Annotated in this window: 18 protein-coding genes; 2 read left to right on the top strand and 16 right to left on the bottom strand. The window is 64.9% G+C overall.

Going from position 1 to position 16,951, the window contains the following annotated elements:
• Positions 1 to 46: 46 nt before the first annotated feature.
• The 10 genes from A8950_RS03410 to phnG form a co-directional block, all read right to left on the bottom strand.
• Positions 47 to 922 carry a Gfo/Idh/MocA family oxidoreductase gene (locus A8950_RS03410; RefSeq protein WP_133612195.1) on the bottom strand — a complete coding sequence of 292 codons (876 nt, stop codon included), beginning with the start codon at positions 920 to 922 and terminating at the stop codon, positions 47 to 49.
• Positions 923 to 1,035: 113 nt separating this feature from the next.
• Complete coding sequence (locus tag A8950_RS03405) at positions 1,036 to 2,343, bottom strand: hypothetical protein (protein ID WP_133612194.1); 1,308 nt, start codon at positions 2,341 to 2,343, stop codon at positions 1,036 to 1,038.
• Between the two features lie 138 nt (positions 2,344 to 2,481).
• Positions 2,482 to 3,078, bottom strand: coding sequence for a phosphonate metabolism protein/1,5-bisphosphokinase (PRPP-forming) PhnN (phnN, locus tag A8950_RS03400; protein WP_243735516.1), 597 nt, complete (start codon positions 3,076 to 3,078; stop codon positions 2,482 to 2,484).
• The gene (locus tag A8950_RS03395) at positions 3,075 to 3,761 is read right to left on the bottom strand and encodes a DUF1045 domain-containing protein (protein WP_133612193.1); all 687 of its coding nucleotides are present in this window, start codon (positions 3,759 to 3,761) and stop codon (positions 3,075 to 3,077) included. The genes phnN and A8950_RS03395 overlap by 4 nt, the downstream gene beginning before the upstream one ends.
• On the bottom strand, positions 3,758 to 4,471 hold the full coding sequence (gene phnL, locus A8950_RS03390) for a phosphonate C-P lyase system protein PhnL (protein WP_243735515.1): 714 nt from the start codon (positions 4,469 to 4,471) through the stop codon (positions 3,758 to 3,760). The genes A8950_RS03395 and phnL overlap by 4 nt, the downstream gene beginning before the upstream one ends.
• A complete protein-coding gene (gene phnK, locus A8950_RS03385; protein ID WP_133612192.1) occupies positions 4,468 to 5,247 on the bottom strand; it encodes a phosphonate C-P lyase system protein PhnK in 780 nt (259 codons plus the stop codon). The genes phnL and phnK overlap by 4 nt, the downstream gene beginning before the upstream one ends.
• Positions 5,244 to 6,119 carry an alpha-D-ribose 1-methylphosphonate 5-phosphate C-P-lyase PhnJ gene (locus A8950_RS03380; RefSeq protein ID WP_133612191.1) on the bottom strand — a complete coding sequence of 292 codons (876 nt, stop codon included), beginning with the start codon at positions 6,117 to 6,119 and terminating at the stop codon, positions 5,244 to 5,246. The genes phnK and A8950_RS03380 overlap by 4 nt, the downstream gene beginning before the upstream one ends.
• Positions 6,116 to 7,219, bottom strand: a complete 1,104-nt coding sequence (locus A8950_RS03375) for a carbon-phosphorus lyase complex subunit PhnI (RefSeq protein WP_133612190.1) — start codon at positions 7,217 to 7,219, stop codon at positions 6,116 to 6,118. The genes A8950_RS03380 and A8950_RS03375 overlap by 4 nt, the downstream gene beginning before the upstream one ends.
• A gap of 2 nt (positions 7,220 to 7,221) precedes the next feature.
• Positions 7,222 to 7,821 carry a phosphonate C-P lyase system protein PhnH gene (gene phnH / locus A8950_RS03370; RefSeq protein WP_133612189.1) on the bottom strand — a complete coding sequence of 200 codons (600 nt, stop codon included), beginning with the start codon at positions 7,819 to 7,821 and terminating at the stop codon, positions 7,222 to 7,224.
• Positions 7,818 to 8,300 (bottom strand): phosphonate C-P lyase system protein PhnG, encoded by a 483-nt coding sequence (gene phnG, locus A8950_RS03365; protein ID WP_133612188.1) that lies wholly within the window; start codon positions 8,298 to 8,300, stop codon positions 7,818 to 7,820. The genes phnH and phnG overlap by 4 nt, the downstream gene beginning before the upstream one ends.
• Positions 8,301 to 8,487: 187 nt before the next feature.
• Between phnG and phnF the strand changes: the two genes are divergently transcribed.
• Complete coding sequence (phnF, locus tag A8950_RS03360; protein WP_133612187.1) at positions 8,488 to 9,210, top strand: phosphonate metabolism transcriptional regulator PhnF; 723 nt, start codon at positions 8,488 to 8,490, stop codon at positions 9,208 to 9,210.
• Positions 9,211 to 9,218: 8 nt separating this feature from the next.
• Here phnF and A8950_RS03355 read toward each other — a convergent pair whose 3' ends face one another.
• The 4 genes from A8950_RS03355 to phnD are packed head-to-tail and all read right to left on the bottom strand — an operon-like array spanning position 9,219 to position 12,466.
• Positions 9,219 to 9,884 (bottom strand): class I SAM-dependent methyltransferase, encoded by a 666-nt coding sequence (locus A8950_RS03355; RefSeq protein ID WP_133612186.1) that lies wholly within the window; start codon positions 9,882 to 9,884, stop codon positions 9,219 to 9,221.
• Positions 9,881 to 10,717 carry a phosphonate ABC transporter, permease protein PhnE gene (gene phnE, locus A8950_RS03350; protein WP_208109724.1) on the bottom strand — a complete coding sequence of 279 codons (837 nt, stop codon included), beginning with the start codon at positions 10,715 to 10,717 and terminating at the stop codon, positions 9,881 to 9,883. The genes A8950_RS03355 and phnE overlap by 4 nt, the downstream gene beginning before the upstream one ends.
• A complete protein-coding gene (locus A8950_RS03345; protein ID WP_133612185.1) occupies positions 10,710 to 11,558 on the bottom strand; it encodes a phosphonate ABC transporter ATP-binding protein in 849 nt (282 codons plus the stop codon). Before A8950_RS03345 ends, phnE begins: the two co-directional genes overlap by 8 nt.
• 11 nt (positions 11,559 to 11,569) lie before the next feature.
• Positions 11,570 to 12,466 (bottom strand): phosphate/phosphite/phosphonate ABC transporter substrate-binding protein, encoded by an 897-nt coding sequence (gene phnD / locus A8950_RS03340; RefSeq protein WP_133612184.1) that lies wholly within the window; start codon positions 12,464 to 12,466, stop codon positions 11,570 to 11,572.
• A gap of 205 nt (positions 12,467 to 12,671) precedes the next feature.
• Here phnD and A8950_RS03335 point away from each other — a divergent pair, with 205 nt between their 5' ends.
• Positions 12,672 to 13,859: an alpha-D-ribose 1-methylphosphonate 5-triphosphate diphosphatase gene (locus A8950_RS03335; protein ID WP_133612183.1), complete on the top strand. Its 1,188-nt coding sequence runs from the start codon at positions 12,672 to 12,674 to the stop codon at positions 13,857 to 13,859.
• Between the two features lie 50 nt (positions 13,860 to 13,909).
• On the opposite strand, the gene A8950_RS03330 is transcribed toward A8950_RS03335, so the two are convergent.
• On the bottom strand, positions 13,910 to 14,791 hold the full coding sequence (locus A8950_RS03330) for a BKACE family enzyme (RefSeq protein WP_133612182.1): 882 nt from the start codon (positions 14,789 to 14,791) through the stop codon (positions 13,910 to 13,912).
• Between the two features lie 15 nt (positions 14,792 to 14,806).
• The gene (locus A8950_RS03325; RefSeq protein ID WP_243735513.1) at positions 14,807 to 16,882 is read right to left on the bottom strand and encodes an oxidoreductase; all 2,076 of its coding nucleotides are present in this window, start codon (positions 16,880 to 16,882) and stop codon (positions 14,807 to 14,809) included.
• Between the last annotated feature and the right edge of the window lie 69 nt (positions 16,883 to 16,951).

The following is a 16,951-nucleotide window of genomic DNA, read 5'->3' as shown; positions in this document are numbered from 1 at the left end:
GATCGGCAATCCGCACCACACCGGAAACAGCCGGTGGTGATCGCCATCAATCCTTGGCGTTGCCCAATTCAATGAGCCGCGCCCCGGCGAGGCAAAGGTCGCGATCGAACATCCGCCGGCGACTGCGTATGCCCTCCAGAAAGCGCATGATCGCCGTCTTGAAGGCGGAGAAGGAATCGCGAAATTCGAGAACCGCATGACCCCTCGCGCCGAAGACGTGAAGGGCGAGCGGTGCAGCAAGCGAGCCAGTCGCCAGGAACTGGGCTGATTGGCCGGATGCCCAGGCAACGCTCAGCATGTGGCGGCTGCCAGCCACGGCCAGCTTGTGTTGGACCGGAGCCTCGAAGGTGCCAAGGAGAGCCAAAGCCGGCTCGATCACATGGACCGCATAGGTTCCCCAGTATTTCGGCGTCACAGCCGAAATATGGCCGATCTCGCCGATCTGCTCGCGTCTCCGCTGATCAAGCTGGAACTCGGCGCAATAGGTGAGCGGCGTGCCGGTGAATATCTGCCCCGGATATTTCTCGAGATCGAGCAGGCGGTGGGCCGCCGTCCGGGTCAGTGCCAGGGGCTTGTCGATATAGACCGGGAGTCCGGCCTCGAGGAACGGCGCCGCCAGCTGATAGTGGTTTGGCGCATCGTCTCGGGCCAGCAGGATCGCATCGACGGCACCGATCATCTCGGCAGGGTCCGCGACAACATGAGGAATGAGACTGGCTGCGGCAATCCCGCGCGAGGCCGAATTGTCCTGCGTCCAGATATGCGTCACCTCCACGTCGGGAATGCGGTCATCCGGAAAGCGCCGTTCGGCAAGATAGGCAGGGATCGCCGGAAACGGGCAATGTTTCATCGCGACGGCGTCATAACCGTTGCAGATCGCCGCCCAGGAATAAGGATGGCCGTTACCCGGACTGAGGCCCAAGATCCCCAACCTCAACACGCGCCTGGCCTCGCCCTCATTGCCACTCCGTATGAATTTTTCGAACGCCTTGCCCGGAACGTCCCGGTCGATCTAGCGGCATCGTTGCTGGATCGTCAAGCGCGCCCCGGCTTGCCCGTTGCGGCCAGCGCAATGACGTCGCGCACGAATTGCTCGACCCGCGCCGAGGCGGTGAGATCCGGGCTCATCTCGGAATGCTGGCTAAACCGGCCGAGACGCGCCGCCCGTGTCCCCAGTGCCGGAAGCGTGCCGGCCTCGATCGCCGCACTCAGCGCGGCATAGTCGGCGACCGAGCGTGGAAAATAGCAGACGGCGGAATCCGCCGCCTTGTCGGGGTGCAGCAGGGTATCCGTCGGCGCACGGTCGGCATCCCCCCAGAACGGCACGATCACGGCACAATCGCCGAGCAGGGCCTCGAGCACGGCAAGGGTATTGTAGCCGATGACGGCACGCGACTGGGAAATGAGCTGCGGCAGCGGCATGTCGGCGGTGACCAGCACGTCAGCGGCGTCGAGGTCGGGCACCAGGTCGCGGATGTAACCGTCTTCATTCGACTTCTTGATCTTGATCACATGACGCAGGCGATCCGCCTCCGGGCGGTTCGCCTGACGGCGCGCGCTTTCGACGAAGATCCCGAGTACGTCGCGGAAATTGCCGGCGGCATATTGCAGCTGGCGCGGATCGCCATAGGCCATCAGCGTGACCGTTCGCCGCTGCTGGAGCGGTGCCGCGTTGAGTTCGCGCCACGGATCGTAGCGGGGCCAGCCGGTCGCGCGCACAAGGCTGTCGCGCATGGCCGGCAATGATGCCATGAATTCCTCGCAGGTCCGCGACGCGACGGCGCAGGCGATACCGTCGAAATGGAAGTTGCCCTTGCCGTAATTCTCGGCAACGTAGCGCCGGCCACGCCCGATTCCGTAACTCTCGCGCGAGAGTACGATGAACGGGATACCGAGATCGGCACAGGCGATACGCAGTGCCTCGTCCTGCCAGTAATCGGTATTGGCCGCCATGACGGCGTCGATCCGATGCCGCTGCCGCGCTGCCGTCAGGAACGCGCGACCGAAGATGCCGAGTGGCTCGCGCAGATGGCGCGCCGAAGTCCTGAGGTCGTGATTGAAGAAGGACTGCCGGCGCAATTCCACCGGCACCCAATCTTCCTGTGGCGCCTTCACCGCCTTCACATGAATGGTCGGCCAGTTGATCGACGTGCGTTGCTTGAGTTCGGCCAGATCCTTGGCGAACAGGGCGCGGGTCAGGCTGAGCACGGTAGGCGCGCCGTCATGCGACAGGTCCCAGTCGATCTGCCGGGCAAGGTGCCGTCCGGCACGCGCATACCCGTTGCTGGCCGAGGCCAGCGCGCGATGGAAGCCACACAAAACGCGGCTGCTGAAAAAGGTCACGTCGTCCGCCAGGGTTGGAACATTGCGCGGCTGCGCGCGCTGATATCCAGATGGCACATAATCGATTACCGGCGCCCTGAGAACCGGAATTTTTCGCCTGACGGACCTGCGCCGGGCGGGACCGACACCGCCATGCCTTCAGCCGGGGCTGGAAACTGCTGCCGTTTTGCCCGGCAGGCGGCGGAGCAGAGCCAAAAATGCCTCCCCGGCTTCCGCGAGTCCGCCATCATTCGAAATTCTGCATATCCCCGGCTCGGCGCCATCAAGCGCCGTGGCCCGTGCAAGTCTGGCCGCAATTTGGTCAACCGTTTCGCGTCCGCGGGCGCGCAGCCGGGCATCGAGAGTGTCGGCGCTGACCGCTATGGCAACCGGCAACAGGTCCGGATAGCGCCGCCGCGCCAGCGGCAGGTAGCCGCGCGAGCCGTTGACGACGACATGGCGACCGGCCTCCAGCGCGGCATCGATACCAGTGTCGATTCCATAGTGGTGACCATTGGCCTCCCAGGCGAGGGCGAAATCGCCGGCAGCGGCGCGCGCCGCGAACGCCGCGACAGAAAGGGAGATGTGGTTCTCGCCGCCGGAATCCGCGGGTCGCGTGATCCAGCGCCGTGGAAAGGAAAAGCGCACATCAGCGGCCAGCCTCAGGGCGGCATAGTGGAGGATGCTGTCCTTGCCGGCACCGGACGGTCCCATGACATAGACCAGCCGACCGCCTTGGCCGTCAGAGGCCATCATGGCTGCAGCCGGAAACGCTCGACCAGGCCAAAGGCCGCCTGCCTGTCGACCTGGGCGAAGAGGCAGAGATCGGCGATCTCCACCGGCTGCGCGAGCACGGGCTGAAAATGTTCGACCAGTACCCGTCGCACGCGCTCGCGCTGAACCGGATCCTCGATCGGTTCGGTCAGCGTAATGTGAAACCGGTATTCGTCGAGGACATAGGGATAACCCCATTCGGCGGTCAGGACCTGCTGGCGAGGCGTCAACGGACGTGCCAGGCGCTTCGCCGTCTCTTCGCTTGTAGGCGGGGCGCGAAAGCGGTCGAAATGACGTACACATTGTGCCGCCAGAGTCTGCACGCCGGCGGACAGGCTGGCCGGAAGCAGCGCCAGAAAACCACCGATCTCGCCGAGCTGGAGCCCGTCGATGCGGCCAGCCCGCGCGCGCGCGGCAAAGGCGCCAAGGGCGTCGCGCAGATCGGCCTCAACAGCCCCTGGTCTCAAGCGGAAGGGCGGTTTCAGGGTGGCATGTAGCCCATAGTGTCTCGGCGTCGCTGTCAGTATGCGCCAATCCGGCACCGGTTCCTCCGGTGGCGGCAGTTCAACCCCGGACTCAGGATCGCGGCCCAGCCAGCGATTGCCGACCACCTGCAGGGGATCGGTAACGCGCGGATAGTAATAGATGGCGTAACGCGCGGTCATGCCGCGTCCCGGAACGGCGCCAATTCGAATACCCGGTCGCAGGCCGCCGCCCGCACATCGGCATCGTGGAAGATACCGACAATGGCGCAGCCCTTGGCGCGTGCTTCGCTGATCATGTCCACCACCACGTCCCTGTTCGCGGCATCGAGCGAGGCCGTGGGTTCGTCGAGCAGCAGGATCGGGAAGTCGGCGACAAATCCCCTGGCGATGTTGATCCGCTGTTGCTCGCCGCCGGAAAAGGTCGCCGGTGCCAGCGGCCAGAGCCGCGCCGGCACGTTGAGCCGCTCCAGCATCGCGCCGGCGCGGGCCCTTGCGTCCGCAGCGTCGACGCCGCGCTGGCGCAGCGGGTCGGCAACGATGTCGAGGGTGGCGACCCGCGGGATCACCCGCAGGAACTGGCTGACATAACCGATCGACCGGCACCGTGCCGCAAGGATCTGGCGGGGTGCCGCCCGTGCCAGATCGAGATATCCGGCGTCGTGGCGGATGCAGATGCTGCCGGCATCGACCCGGTAATTGCCGTAGAGGGTGCGCAGCAGGGTCGACTTGCCGCTGCCGGAGGGTCCGTGCAGAGCAAGGCTGGTGCCGAAATCGACGCCAAGGCTGAGATTGCGGAAGACCGCGATCTCGGTGCCGCCCTGGGTATGGAGGCGGAACGTCTTGCTGATGCCGGTGACGGCAATGGCGGGGTTCTGCATCGTCTCGCTCATGCCTGGAGAACCGATGAAACGAGCAATTGGGTATAGGGATGATGCGGGTCGTCCAGCACCTGGTCGGTCAGCCCCTCCTCCACCACGCGGCCCCGCTGCATCACCATCAGGCGATGCGCCAGCAGCCGCACGACGGCGAGGTCGTGGGTCACCAGAACGACCGACAGCTTGAGCCTGGTGACAAGGTCGCGCAGCAGGTCGAGGAGGCGCGCCTGGACCGAGACGTCGAGCCCGCCCGTGGGCTCGTCCATGAAGACCAGGCGTGGCGCCGTCACCAGATTGCGCGCGATCTGCAGGCGCTGCTGCATGCCGCCGGAGAAGGCCGGCGGCAGATCATCGATCCGCGCTGCGTCGATCTCGACCCTGCCCAGCCAGTCCCGTGCGGTGTCGCGGATATTGCCGTAATGCCTGGTCCCGACCGCCATCAGTCGTTCGCCGATATTGGCGCCGGCCGTGACGCCGAGGCGCAGGCCGTCGCGCGGATTCTGGTGCACGAAACCCCAATCGGTGCGCGTCAGGAAGCGGCGCTCCGCCTCGCCGAGGGCATAGATGTCGCGCATCACCTCGCTGCGATCGCGGTAGATCACCCTGCCGTGGGATGGCTGCAGGCGGGCGGACAGGCAATTGAGCAGCGTCGTCTTCCCTGAGCCGGATTCGCCGACAATGCCGATGATTTCGCCCGGCCAGAGATCGAACGAGACATCGCGACAGCCCGCACGATCGCCGTAGAAATGGCTGACCTGGCTGACCCTCAGCAGGGGCAGATCCGCGCTCATTCGGCGGCCTCGGCATTTGCGCCATCGGCAGTTCGCCGTTCCGCGCAGTAATCGGTATCGGAACAGACAAACATGCGACCGCCTTTGTCGTCCGTGACAATCTCGTCGAGGAAGGAATCGTCGGCGCCGCAAAGCGCACAGGTATGGTCCCAGCTCTGCACCTCGAACGGATGATCCTCGAAATCGAGACTTTTCACGTCGGTATATGGCGGCACGGCATAGATGCGCTTCTCGCGCCCGGCCCCGAACAGCAGCAGGGCCGGATTGCGGTCCAGTTTCGGATTGTCGAATTTCGGAATCGGCGACGGACGCATCAGGTAGCGGCCATTGACCTGCACCGGATAGTCATAGGCCGTGGCGATGCGGCCGAGCCGCGCGATATCCTCGTAGAGACGCACATGCATGATGCCGTATTCTGCCAGGGCATGCATGGTGCGGGTTTCGCTTTCGCGCGGCTCCAGCCAGCGCAAAGGTTCCGGGATTGGCACCTGGAAGACCATGATCTGCCCTTCCTGCAGCTTGCGCTCGGGCATGCGATGTCGGGTCTGGATGATGCTGGCGTCGGCTGTTCGTTCTGTCGTCGCGACGCCCGTCGTGCGCAAGAAAAAATTGCGGATCGAGACGGCATTGGTGGTGTCGTCGGCACCCTGGTCGATCACCTTCAGTACGTCGTCGCGGCCGATGATGCTGGCAGTTACCTGGATGCCACCGGTGCCCCAGCCATGTGGCATCGGCATCTCGCGGCCGCCGAACGGCACCTGGTAGCCGGGTAAGGCGACGGCCTTCAGGATGGCGCGGCGGATCATGCGCTTGGACTGCTCGTCAAGATAGGCGAAGTTATAGCTGCCGCCACGGGAATCCGGTGTGGTCATTCGGCCGCCTCCGCCCGTTTCGCATGGGCCGCACGCAGGGCCCGAAGTGTCGAAAGCTCGGCCTGGAAATCGACATAATGCGGCAGCTTGAGATGCTGTACGAAGCCGGATGCTTCCAGATTGTCGCAATGGGAAAGGACGAATTCCGCATCCTGTGCCGGGCTTGTCGCTACCTCGCCCAGTTCCTCGGCCCGGAGCGCGCGATCGACCAGAGCCATGGCCATCGCCTTGCGCTCGCCCTGCCCGAAGGCGAGGCCATAGCCGCGGGTGAATTGCGGCGGATTCTCGGCATCGCCCTTGTACTGGTTGACCATCTGGCATTCGGTCAGCTCGATGTCACCGATTTCGATCGGGAAGGGCAGTTCCTCCGGCTGGAGCTCGACCGCCACGTCGCCCATGCGAATCTCGCCGGCGAAGGGATGGCTGCGGCCATAGCCGCGCTGGGTGGAATAACCGAGGCCGAGGAGGAAACCCTCGTCGCCACGAGCAAGCGCCTGCAACCGCGTTGCGCGGTCGGCGGGAAAGGAAAGCGGGATGCGGGTGATGTCAGCCGGTCGCTCGCCATCATCCGTTTCAGCTGCGAGGATGCCGTCGGCGACCAGGAGATCGGTCACCCGCGGCATCTGCGCCGGCGCGTCTGCCGGCATGGGATCAGATGCCGACATGGGTACTTCAATATCCGCTGGCTTCCCCTCGGCCATCAGCGAGAAGTCGAGCAGGCGCAGGGTATAGTCGAAGGTTGGCCCCAGCATTTGCCCGCCCGGAAGATCCTTGAAGATGGCCGATACGCGCCGCCGTACGGCCATGTCGGCGGTATCGATGGGAAGTGAGTCGGCAAAGCGCGGCAAAGTCGTGCGATAGGCGCGCAGCAGGAAGACGGCCTCGACCAGGTCGCCCCGCGCCTGCTTGATGGCAAGTGCCGCCAGTTCGGGGTCATATAGGCTGCCTTCGCTCATGACGCGGTCGACCGCGAATGACAGCTGCTGTTCGATCTGGTCGAGCGAGATCTCCGGAACCGCGGGGTCGCCGCGCCGTTCCTCGGCGAGGAGCCGGTGGGCGCCGGCGATCGCCTTCTCGCCTCCCTTGACTGCGACATACATGATTAAGCCTCTTCCAGCAGCGTTGTGCGCGGCAAGCCGACGATCCGCGTGCCGGCAAACAGGATGGTGTCAAAACCAAGGGGAAAGAGTTCCGTGTTCACGGCGAATGCCGGCCAGAACTCTGGCGCCAGCCCGTCAATCTGCAGATCCGCGGTCCCGTCGATGCCCGGGCCGCGGAAGCGAAGGGCGCCGCCGCTGGCCAAGTCCCCGACCTGTACCAGCAGTGTGGCGCCGCGCTCCGGATATGCCGGATCGCCCAGCGGCAGGCACGAGAGGTCCGGCAACTGCAAGCCATCGCCCACCAGAATGAACGAGGCGGCGGACATTTCCGCCACCAGGGGCGCCTGGGTGTGGAAGGAGATGTGCCGGGCAGCGCGCGCCTGCAATCCCGGATCGAGCCAGAGCGGCGTATCCTGGTCCAGCAGGCAGTGCAGAACCGCCATGGTTGCTGGCGCGACACCTGGCGGCGCATCCGGCGGGGACGCCAATGTCACCGGCCGGGCGGGACGCGACATGGCGTCCAGGATTCCGCGGAAGCAGCGTTGCGAGTCGTGCACTGGATCGCCGAGACCGCCGAGGATCATGCCGTCGGGTTGGGTCATGGGCGGCCATCCCCGCGCACCATGGTGAAGAACTCGACCTTGGTCGGCTGCGACTTGGCGAGGCGCTGGTTCCGGCGTGCTGCCAGGGCCTCGGCCAACGGCTCGATCACATCGTCAGCCAGGGCCGCCCCATGACGCCTGTCCTGCAGCAGGCCGTCGATCAGGGCCACCAGGACGGATTCTTCCAGCCGGCGACCGGCAAGGTAAGCACAGCCAAGGCGACCATCCGAAAATTGCAGCGTGCATCGGGTCACCGTCATCTCGCCCAGATTGAAGGCTGCACCGTCACCGCCGGCACGACCGCGCACCATCGCCATGCCGATCTCGGGCCGGCGCAGGAAACGGGGCATGTCGACCGGGCCGAGGCGCTGCTCGATGAGGCCCTTCGCCGCCTCGAGCTCGGCACGGGATGCGCGCGCAAGCACACCAAGCCAGCGGCGGCGCGGCGCATGTTCCGGCGGTTCGGTAATCTGCTTCATCCAACAAACCTCATCCTGGCGGATCTCACCCTGTTGCCGGGCATCGCCGAAACGTCACTCGACAACATGAGAATTTGTCTAGACATCTATATCTATAAAGTTACAATCCGGCTGCCTAGGAAGTCAAAGCGCTAGTGTTGACACTTGCGTGACAGCGGGCGCCGGGCGCGAAGACGGAGGTGCGGTCATGGAGATCACGCGTGAAGCCGGCCTCACCGTCTGGCGGCAAATCCAGCAGATCATCGAGAGCGAAATTCGCGGCAAGCTCTACCAGCCGGGCAAGCGCCTGCCGACCGAGGCCGAGTTCGCTCGTCGCTTCCAGGTGAACCGCCACACGGTGCGGCGTGCGCTCTCGCGCCTCGAAGAGCGCGGCCTGTTGCGCACCGAACAGGGTCGCGGGACATTCGTGCAGGAGGCGGTGATCGACTACAAGGTCGCGCGCCGCACCCGCTTCTCCGAGAACCTGGCACAGCAGCACCGCGCGCCCAACCGCACCCTGCTGGCGGCAAGCGACATGCCGGCCAGCACCGAGGTGGCGCGGGCGCTCAGGCTGCGACGGGGTGCCCCGGTCGTCTATCTGCTGACCACCGGAGAAGCAGATGGACGTCGCATCAGCGTCTCGGCTCACTACTTCCCGAAGCCGCGCTTTGACGGCATGGCGGTGCTGGTCGCGGAGACTCGGTCGATCAGCACCGCCCTGAAGAAGATGGGGGTGGAAGAGTTCACCCGCGCCCAGACAAGGATCCTGGCCCGCATGCCGACCGCGGAGGATGCCCGCCAGCTTGAGATGCCGCGAAACCGGCCCATGCTGGTGACCGAGGGCATCAATGTCGACGCCCAAGGCGCCCGCATCGAGTTCAGCATCTCGCGTTTTTGCAGTGACTGGGTGCAGATCCTGGTCGAACCGTAGCAAAGCGTTCATAGCCTGGTCGCAACGAGATGCCAATGCCAGTTGCCGGGCTGGCCGTGCTCTTGGTCGACCAGCGAAAGCAATTCGAAACCGTCGAACAGCGCCACCAGTTCGGCCGCATTGCAGTAGTAGTGCGGGTGCGCCTTATCGCTCTCCTCCGGAATGACGAAGGTATCGTGCGCCACCTCCTGCCCGCGCCCGAAACGCTGGTTGCGTTTCGACAGCATAGTGCCCTGGTAGATGCCCCCCGGTTTCAGAACCCGCCGGATCTCGGCAATGCAGTGCTGCACCACGTCGGCATCGCCATGATAGATGACGTTCCAGGCGAGAACGTAATCCTGGGTGCCATCGGCTACCGGCAACTCCAGCATGGAGCCTTCGCGGAAGTCGATGTCGAGGCCGGCAGTGGCAGAGGCATTGCGGGCGAAATCGAGACCGGCGGCACTGCCGTCGATCGCCGTTACCCGGCAGCCCAGCTGTGCCAGCGCCAGTGCATGGCGGCCGACCCCGCAGCCGATGTCGAGGGCCACAACTTGACCCAGGTCCCGGCGGGCAGCCACGGTCTCGACCACCGTCCGTTCCGGCTCCAGCCAGCCTTCGCGGCCCTCGGCCAGCGACCAGCGCCGGTCCCAGGCGCCAACCGCCGACGCCAGAGGATGCGATGCGGCACTCATACCGATTGCCTCAGGATGCGCTGGCGCAGCATCGAGCTCAGCCGCTCGACCACAAGGACCAGAAGAAACACGCCCAGTATGATGGTAGCAGCCTGGTCATACTGAAAAAGGTCCATCGCCACCTTGAGTTCGATGCCAATGCCGCCGGCGCCGACCAGCCCCAGCACTACGGAGGCCCGCGTCGCCTTCTCCAGGGTGAAGAGCGAGGAATTGATCATCGAGGGCATCGCAGCCGGCAGGACGGCCGAGAAGACAACCCCAGATCGCCGCGCACCAAGGGCGGTCAGCGCCTCCTGCGGGCCCTTGTCGGTTTCTTCCATCGCCTCCGCGAAGAAGCGGCCGCAGAAGCCGATGGCATCGACGACCAGGGTCAGCATGCCGGCAAACGGCCCGAGGCCGACGGTAACCACGAAGAACAGCGCCCAGACGAGGTCGGGAACGGTGCGGAACAATGCAATCAGTGCGCGCGAGATGTGATAGAGTACCGGATGCGGCGAGAGACTGCGTGCAGCGCAGATGGCGAGCGGCACACTCAGCAGGACACCGATGACCGTGCCCGCGAAGGCCATCTGGAAGGTCTGCAGCATGGCACTGCCCACTGATTGCAGGCGCGCGATACTGGGCGGGAACATTTCGCCGATCAGGCGCGCCATGTTCGGCAGGCCGTTGACAAGGGATTCGACCGAGATTTCGCTGCCATGGAGCGAATAGACGAAGAAGGCGGCGGCACCCAGATAGAGCAGCGACATCCCGTTGCCGGGGCGGCGGAAGCGCGCCGGCGCCGGTCGCGTCGGCAGACCGGCGGAGGCACCGGAAAAGGCGGTTTCAGTCATAGATTCCCCTGAGGGCCGCGGCATCAACTCCGGCCGTGGCGACGTCGAGTTCGATGCGGCCGTTGCGCAGCGCGACAACGCGGTCGGCATAGCGCAGGGCATGATTGATGTGGTGCGATGTGAAGACCAGGGTAAGGCCCTTCTCCCGGATCAGTTCGGCAAACAGGTTCATCACCTCCTCGCCGGCATTGGGATCTAGGCTGGCGACGGGCTCGTCCGCAAACATCATGCGCGGCCTTTGCATCAGCGTTCGGGCGATTGCGACACGCTGCGACTGCCCGCCGGACAACTGGTCGGCCCGGCGCAGCGCAAACTCGGCCAGTCCGACCCGCTCCAGGCAATGCATCGCCTCCTCCCGCGCCGCGCGCGAGGCCAGGAAATGGAACCAGGCGCCGGGGCCGGCCTGGCGCGATTGGGCGCCGTGAATCACGTTGCTGAGGACCGACAACTGGCCCACCAGGTTGTGCCTCTGGAAGACGAAGCCGATCTCGGCACGCAGACGACGCAAGCGAGCCTTATCAAGCGCCCGGACCTTCTCGCCCAGCAGCGTTACCTCGCCGCCGCTGGGTTCGATCAGGCGCAGGCAACAGCGCAGGAGGGTGGATTTTCCGGCTCCGTTGCTGCCGATAAGTGCGACCGACTGACCGCGCGGAACCTGCAGCGACACGCCGTCCAGTACCGCCGGCCCGCCGTGATAGGCCTTGCAAAGGCCCGTCACGTCCAGTTCGACCAGGGCGGCATCAGGCGCCGCCCTCCCCCCCGCCAGAATTGGCGGGGGGAGCGGTTCGCCCTGCGGCAGCTGCTTGGCATCCGTGGCCCGGGCGAGCGTGACGGCGGTCATCGCGGATTTCCCTATTGACCGACGAATTCGGAATACTCGGGATAGCCGATGGTGGCGTACATCCGGCGGACATAGTCGTAGTTCTTGTCGTCGATGCCAGCCAGGAAGTGCATCCCCTTGTATTTCTGGGTATCCTCGCCCTTCAGCAGGGCCTCGATCAGCACCTGCTGATTGTCGATGAAGGCCGTCCGCATCTTGTCGATAACCGTCTGGTCGACATGGGCGCCGGCGAGGAGCGGATCGTTGGGCAGGTCGCGACCGCGCGCCACCACCTTGAAGGCGGTATCCGGGAACTTGTTGCGTACGCTGACCAGATGCGTCGCGTTCATGCCGATGGCGGCAATATCGCCCTTGATCAGGCTTTCGACCGCGACATTGCGACTGACATGCAGCGGTTCGATGTCCTTGATCGGGTCGATGCCGAAATCGGCAAGGACTTGCATCGGGCCAAGATGGGCGGACGTCGAGCCGACATCGCCGAAGGCCACCTTCTTGCCCTTGAGGTCGGCCGGGCCTTCGATCGGGCTCTCCGCCAGGGTCACGATCATGGCGAAATAGTCGGGCCGCTGGAAGCCGATCACCACATTGGCTTCCGTGCGACGCTTGAAGACCACATATTCCGCGGGACCGGTCAGGACAAAATCCACCTGCTTGGCGCGCATTGCCTCCACCGCGGCAGTACGGCTGTTGACCGGGGTGAACTTGATTTCGTAGCCGGTCGCCTTCTCCAGCGCCTCGACCAGAGCGCCATATTCCCGCTGCAGGTCCTCCAAGCCGGCAATATCGGTGACGGCAAACCGAATTTTCTCTGCGGCGGCGGCCAGATTGGCCTGAAACACCAGCGGCAGACTGGCCGCCGCGGCAAGAAGGGTACGGCGGGCGATGGCAAAGCCGGTTGAGGCGGTCATGATGTCTCCCTCTCGAAAGGCGATTGTTGGGGTGCCTCGGGGAGCATGGGCGCAAGCCGTGACGCATTTCTGACCGCAATATTTCAAGCTTGTGACGCCCGGTAGACAAGCAGCCGCCCGGTCGAGAAAATCGCCCCGGCGACAGGGAGGGCCCCATCGTTTTGCTGGATCGGCGACCGGAAAGTCCCGATCATCACGCCAAGCGATGCACAGTAAATCGAGGTTACCCAGCATGCAGTATGTTATTGCCGGAGGCCGCGCCCTGATTGCGGACGGCTCCTTGGTCGACGCAGACATCGCGATTGCCGATGGTCGCATTGCCGACATTGATGGCAGCACGATGGTGACCGGCCGTCGCTGGCAGGCGACCGACCTCCTCATCATGCCCGGCATGATCGATCTGCACGGCGATGCCTTCGAACGGCAATTGATGCCGCGTCCCGGCGTTCGCTTTTCCGACGAGCTCGCGCTGCTGGAAACCGACCGCCAGTTGCTGGCGAATGGCATCACGACCGCCTATCACGGCCTGACTTATAGCTGGGAGCCGGGCCTGCGCGACGCCGAGACGGCCCGGCGCTTCGTGGGGGGCCTCAAGGACATGCGGCCGCGGCTGGCCTGCGACACCCGGCTGCATCTGCGCTTCGAGACCTTCAATCTGGACGCCGTGGATGAGGTGATCGGCTGGATCGAGGCCGGCCTGGTCGATTTGCTGGCCTTCAACGACCATACCGACGATATCGCCGCCAAGATCAACGACCGGCAGAAACTAGCTGCCTATGCCGCCCGCACCGGACTGAGCGGCGACGAGATCTCAAACATGCTGCAGCAGACCAAGGCGCGCGCGGCCGAGGTACCCGCTGCGGTACGGCGGCTGGCGGCGGCAGCACGGGCCCGCTCCCTGCCCATGGCGTCCCATGACGACATGAACCCGGCGATGCGCGCAGCCTATATGGATCTGGGCTGCCGCATCTGCGAGTTTCCGCTCGACCGCGAGACGGCCCGAGCCGCGCTGGAAACCGGCGGCATCACGATCCTCGGCGCACCCAACGTTGTGCGCGGTGGCAGCCACGCAGCGCGCCTCGGCGGTCGCGAGGCGGTGGCCGAGGGGCTCTGCAGCGTACTGACGTCGGATTACTACTATCCGGCCCTGATGAATGCCGCCTTCACGCTAGTCAATCTGGGTGTCGCCGATCTCGGCAGCGCCTGGCGCCTCGTCTCCACCAATGCGGCGGATGCCGTCGGCCTGACCGATCGCGGCCGCATCGCGGTCGGACAGCGCGCCGATCTGCTGCTGGTGGATTGGCAGGAGGGAAGGCTGCCGCGGCTGGTGGCCACTTTTGTCAACGGCGACGCCGTCTTCACGGCCGACAACCCGCTCAGTATGATCGCCTGAGCGGATTGCGCCCGAGCGGAGCTTGCCAGAGCCTGTGCTGCCTGGGCTGATCAGGCGGACGGGGCAAGGCCAAGTATGCGGCGCGCCGCGGCGGCGTCGGCAATCTCGCCGCCCAGAATTTCGACGATCTCAACCGCCTTATCGACCAGGGCGGCGTTGCTGGGCGCCAGCCGACCCCTGGCAAGATAGAGGTTGTCCTCGAGGCCGACGCGGACATGGCCACCCAGCAGATGGGCCTGCGCCACCATGGGAAACTGCTGCGCGCCGATGCCGAAGGCGAACCAGACGGCGTCCGGCGGCAGAAGGTTGCGCATATAGGTCATCGCCTCCGGCGTTGCCGGCTGCGCCCATGGAACGCCAAGGCAAATCTGGAACAGCGATGGCGAGGGCAGGATGCCGCGCTCGATCAGGTTGACGGCAAGGCGAACATGCCCGGCTTCGAACACCTCCAGTTCCGGCTTGACGCCAGCACCGACGATACCGGCAGCCATTTCCTCGAGATGGCCTTTGGTATTCACGAAGACATAGTCGCCCATGTTCATCGAGCCCATATCGAGACTGCAGATGGCGGGCTTGAGTGCCAGCACATGACCGATCCTGTCAGCGGGCGTCGCAAGGTTCGATCCGGGTTTTGCGGCCAGGGGCTCGTTATCGCCCGGCATGAAGCGCCCGCCCGCCCCCGTGGTCAGGTTGATCACCACGTCGGTTCCGCTGTCGCGAATGCGCTCAACTACCTCGCGGTAATGCGCCAGTTCCATGCTTGGCCTAGCCGTATCTGGATCCCGCACATGGATATGAACGATGGCGGCTCCCGCCCGGGCCGCATCGATGGCAGAATCGGCGATCTGGCGCGGCGTCACCGGGACGGCGGGATTCTTGCCGACGGTATCGCCGCCGCCGGTGACGGCACAGCAGATGATTGTCTTTGACATGCGGTTTCCTCGCTCTCAGACGCGCGCTAGATCGATCCGTTCGCGCCTGAATGGTATTTCCTGCTCCGCCGCGCCGAATTCACGCCCGGCCCGGTGGCCGCCATGGACGGCATGGAACACGGCGCCCGGCGCCAGGCAATCGCCGATGCGGACGACATCGATCACCGCACCGGCAAGGTCGCGATAGAGTTCATCGACCGGCTGGCGCGCCGTCACCAGAACCAGCATGTCGACCGCGACCGTGCGTGGGCGGGAGGTGTGACGGTGGCGCAGTTCCACCCCTCCGGAATCCGCCCCCACCAGCACGTGATGCGTCAGGCCGGTCACTCCCGCCTCGTCGAGGCGCAGCGCGATGCGCTGCAGTTCCAGGGTGTTCGCCGTGAAGGCGGACAGTTCCGCTTCCGGCGTCACCAGGATGACATCGGCACCGGCCCGCGCCAATTGCTCGGCCAGCAATCCACCCATGTAGTAGTGGTCTTCGTCATAGATCATGACCCGGCCAGAGATCTTTGCGCCGGCGAAAATGTCGTCCGGCGTCAGGACCGGGATCGCACCAAGGGACAGCGGCCTGCCGTTGAGGCGGCTCACGCCGTCCCGCCGCCAGACGGATCCGGTTGCCAGAATGACATGGGCCGCACCTGTTTCAAGGATCGTTGCACGGTCCATGATGCTTTCGCGGAAGACCGCGACGTTCGGTAGCCTCGCGATCTGTCCGGCGCGCCAGTCGCGTACACGGAGATAAGTGGTCATGCCGGGCAAGCGGCTCTCGTGGAGCAGCCGGCCGCCGAGTTCACGCGATCTTTCCGCCAGCATGACATCATAACCGCGCTCAGCCAGCACGCGGGCGCATTCCAGTCCGGCAGGGCCGGCACCGACCACGAGGACGGTTTCTTCCCGATCACGTGGGCGAAGGATTTCCGGATGCCAGTCGCGGCGCCATTCCTCGCCGATGGTGGGGTTCTGCGTGCATCTGAGATTGGTCATCATGAAATGGCTGGAGACGCAGATATTGCAGCCGATGCATTCGCGGATGTCCTCGAGCCGGCCCTCCTCGATCTTGCTGGGCAGGAAGGGATCAGCGATGGAGGGGCGGGTTGCCCCGATCATGTCGAGGATGCCGCGGCGGACGAGCGAGACCATGGTATCCGGCGAGGTGAAGCGGCCGACGCCGACCACGGGCCTGGTCGTCACCTGCTTGATGCCGGCAAGAAAGCGCTCGTGATCGTTCTCCGGCGCAAAGCGCGCAGTGGGTGAATCGCCTGCCCAGGTGCCAATGACGATGTCCCAGAGGTCGGGCAGTTCGGCCAGCAGCGAGATCGCCTCGATCCCCTCCTCTTCCGCCCGAAGGCCGACATCGCCGCACAGTTCGTCGACGATAAGGCGCACCGAGACGGCGCAGGCATCCTGCACGCCCGCGCGCGTTTCCTCGATAAGTTCGCGCAGCAGGCGGGCGCGGTTCCGCAGACTGCCGCCATACTCGTCCGCGCGCTGGTTGCGCGGCGAGAGGAACTGGAAGGCGATGGTGGAGAAATTCGCATCGACGTTGACGATGTCGAAGCCGCATCTGCGGGCGCGCTCGGCAGCCTCGCGCCACCAGCGTCTGAGGTTGCGGATATCGGCAAGATCCATCGCCCGCGCGTGCAGCGGGAAAGTCCCGTCCACCGGCCTCCCCATCGGCCCCATCGGGATTTCGCGCGAGAGCTTGTTGGCATTGTAATAGGCCGCATAGGCCAGTTGCACGCCGGCCAGAGATCCATGCGCATGCACGGCGTCGCACATCAGGGCGAGCGGCGGAATGTCGTCTTCGTCCCAGAGCGATTGCAGTACTTCGGGCATCAGATCCGAAGTTGGATGGATCGAGCAGTGCTCGGTGTTCACCACCGCCCAGCCACCCTCGGCCTTGATGCCACGCATGGCGGCATGGGCCTGGGGACGGAGATTGCCCATGCCGTTGCAATGCGGCGGTTGATAGAAGCGATTGCGGGTGGTGAACCGACCGATCCGGACAGGCTCGAACAGAACGTCGTAGCGCGAATCGCGAATCTGCTCCTCCCCGCCAGGGAACCGCGTTGTTGGCAGACCCAATGCCATCCTTCGCAGTAATTCTGCTTGTCCCGATTTTCGGAACATAGTATTATTATTCGGCATACTAGGATTTGC

Origin of the sequence: Dongia mobilis (assembly GCF_004363235.1) — a bacterium.
In the GTDB taxonomy this organism is placed as follows: Bacteria; Pseudomonadota; Alphaproteobacteria; order Dongiales; family Dongiaceae; genus Dongia; species Dongia mobilis.
This window is presented reverse-complemented; position numbering and strand designations above follow the sequence as displayed.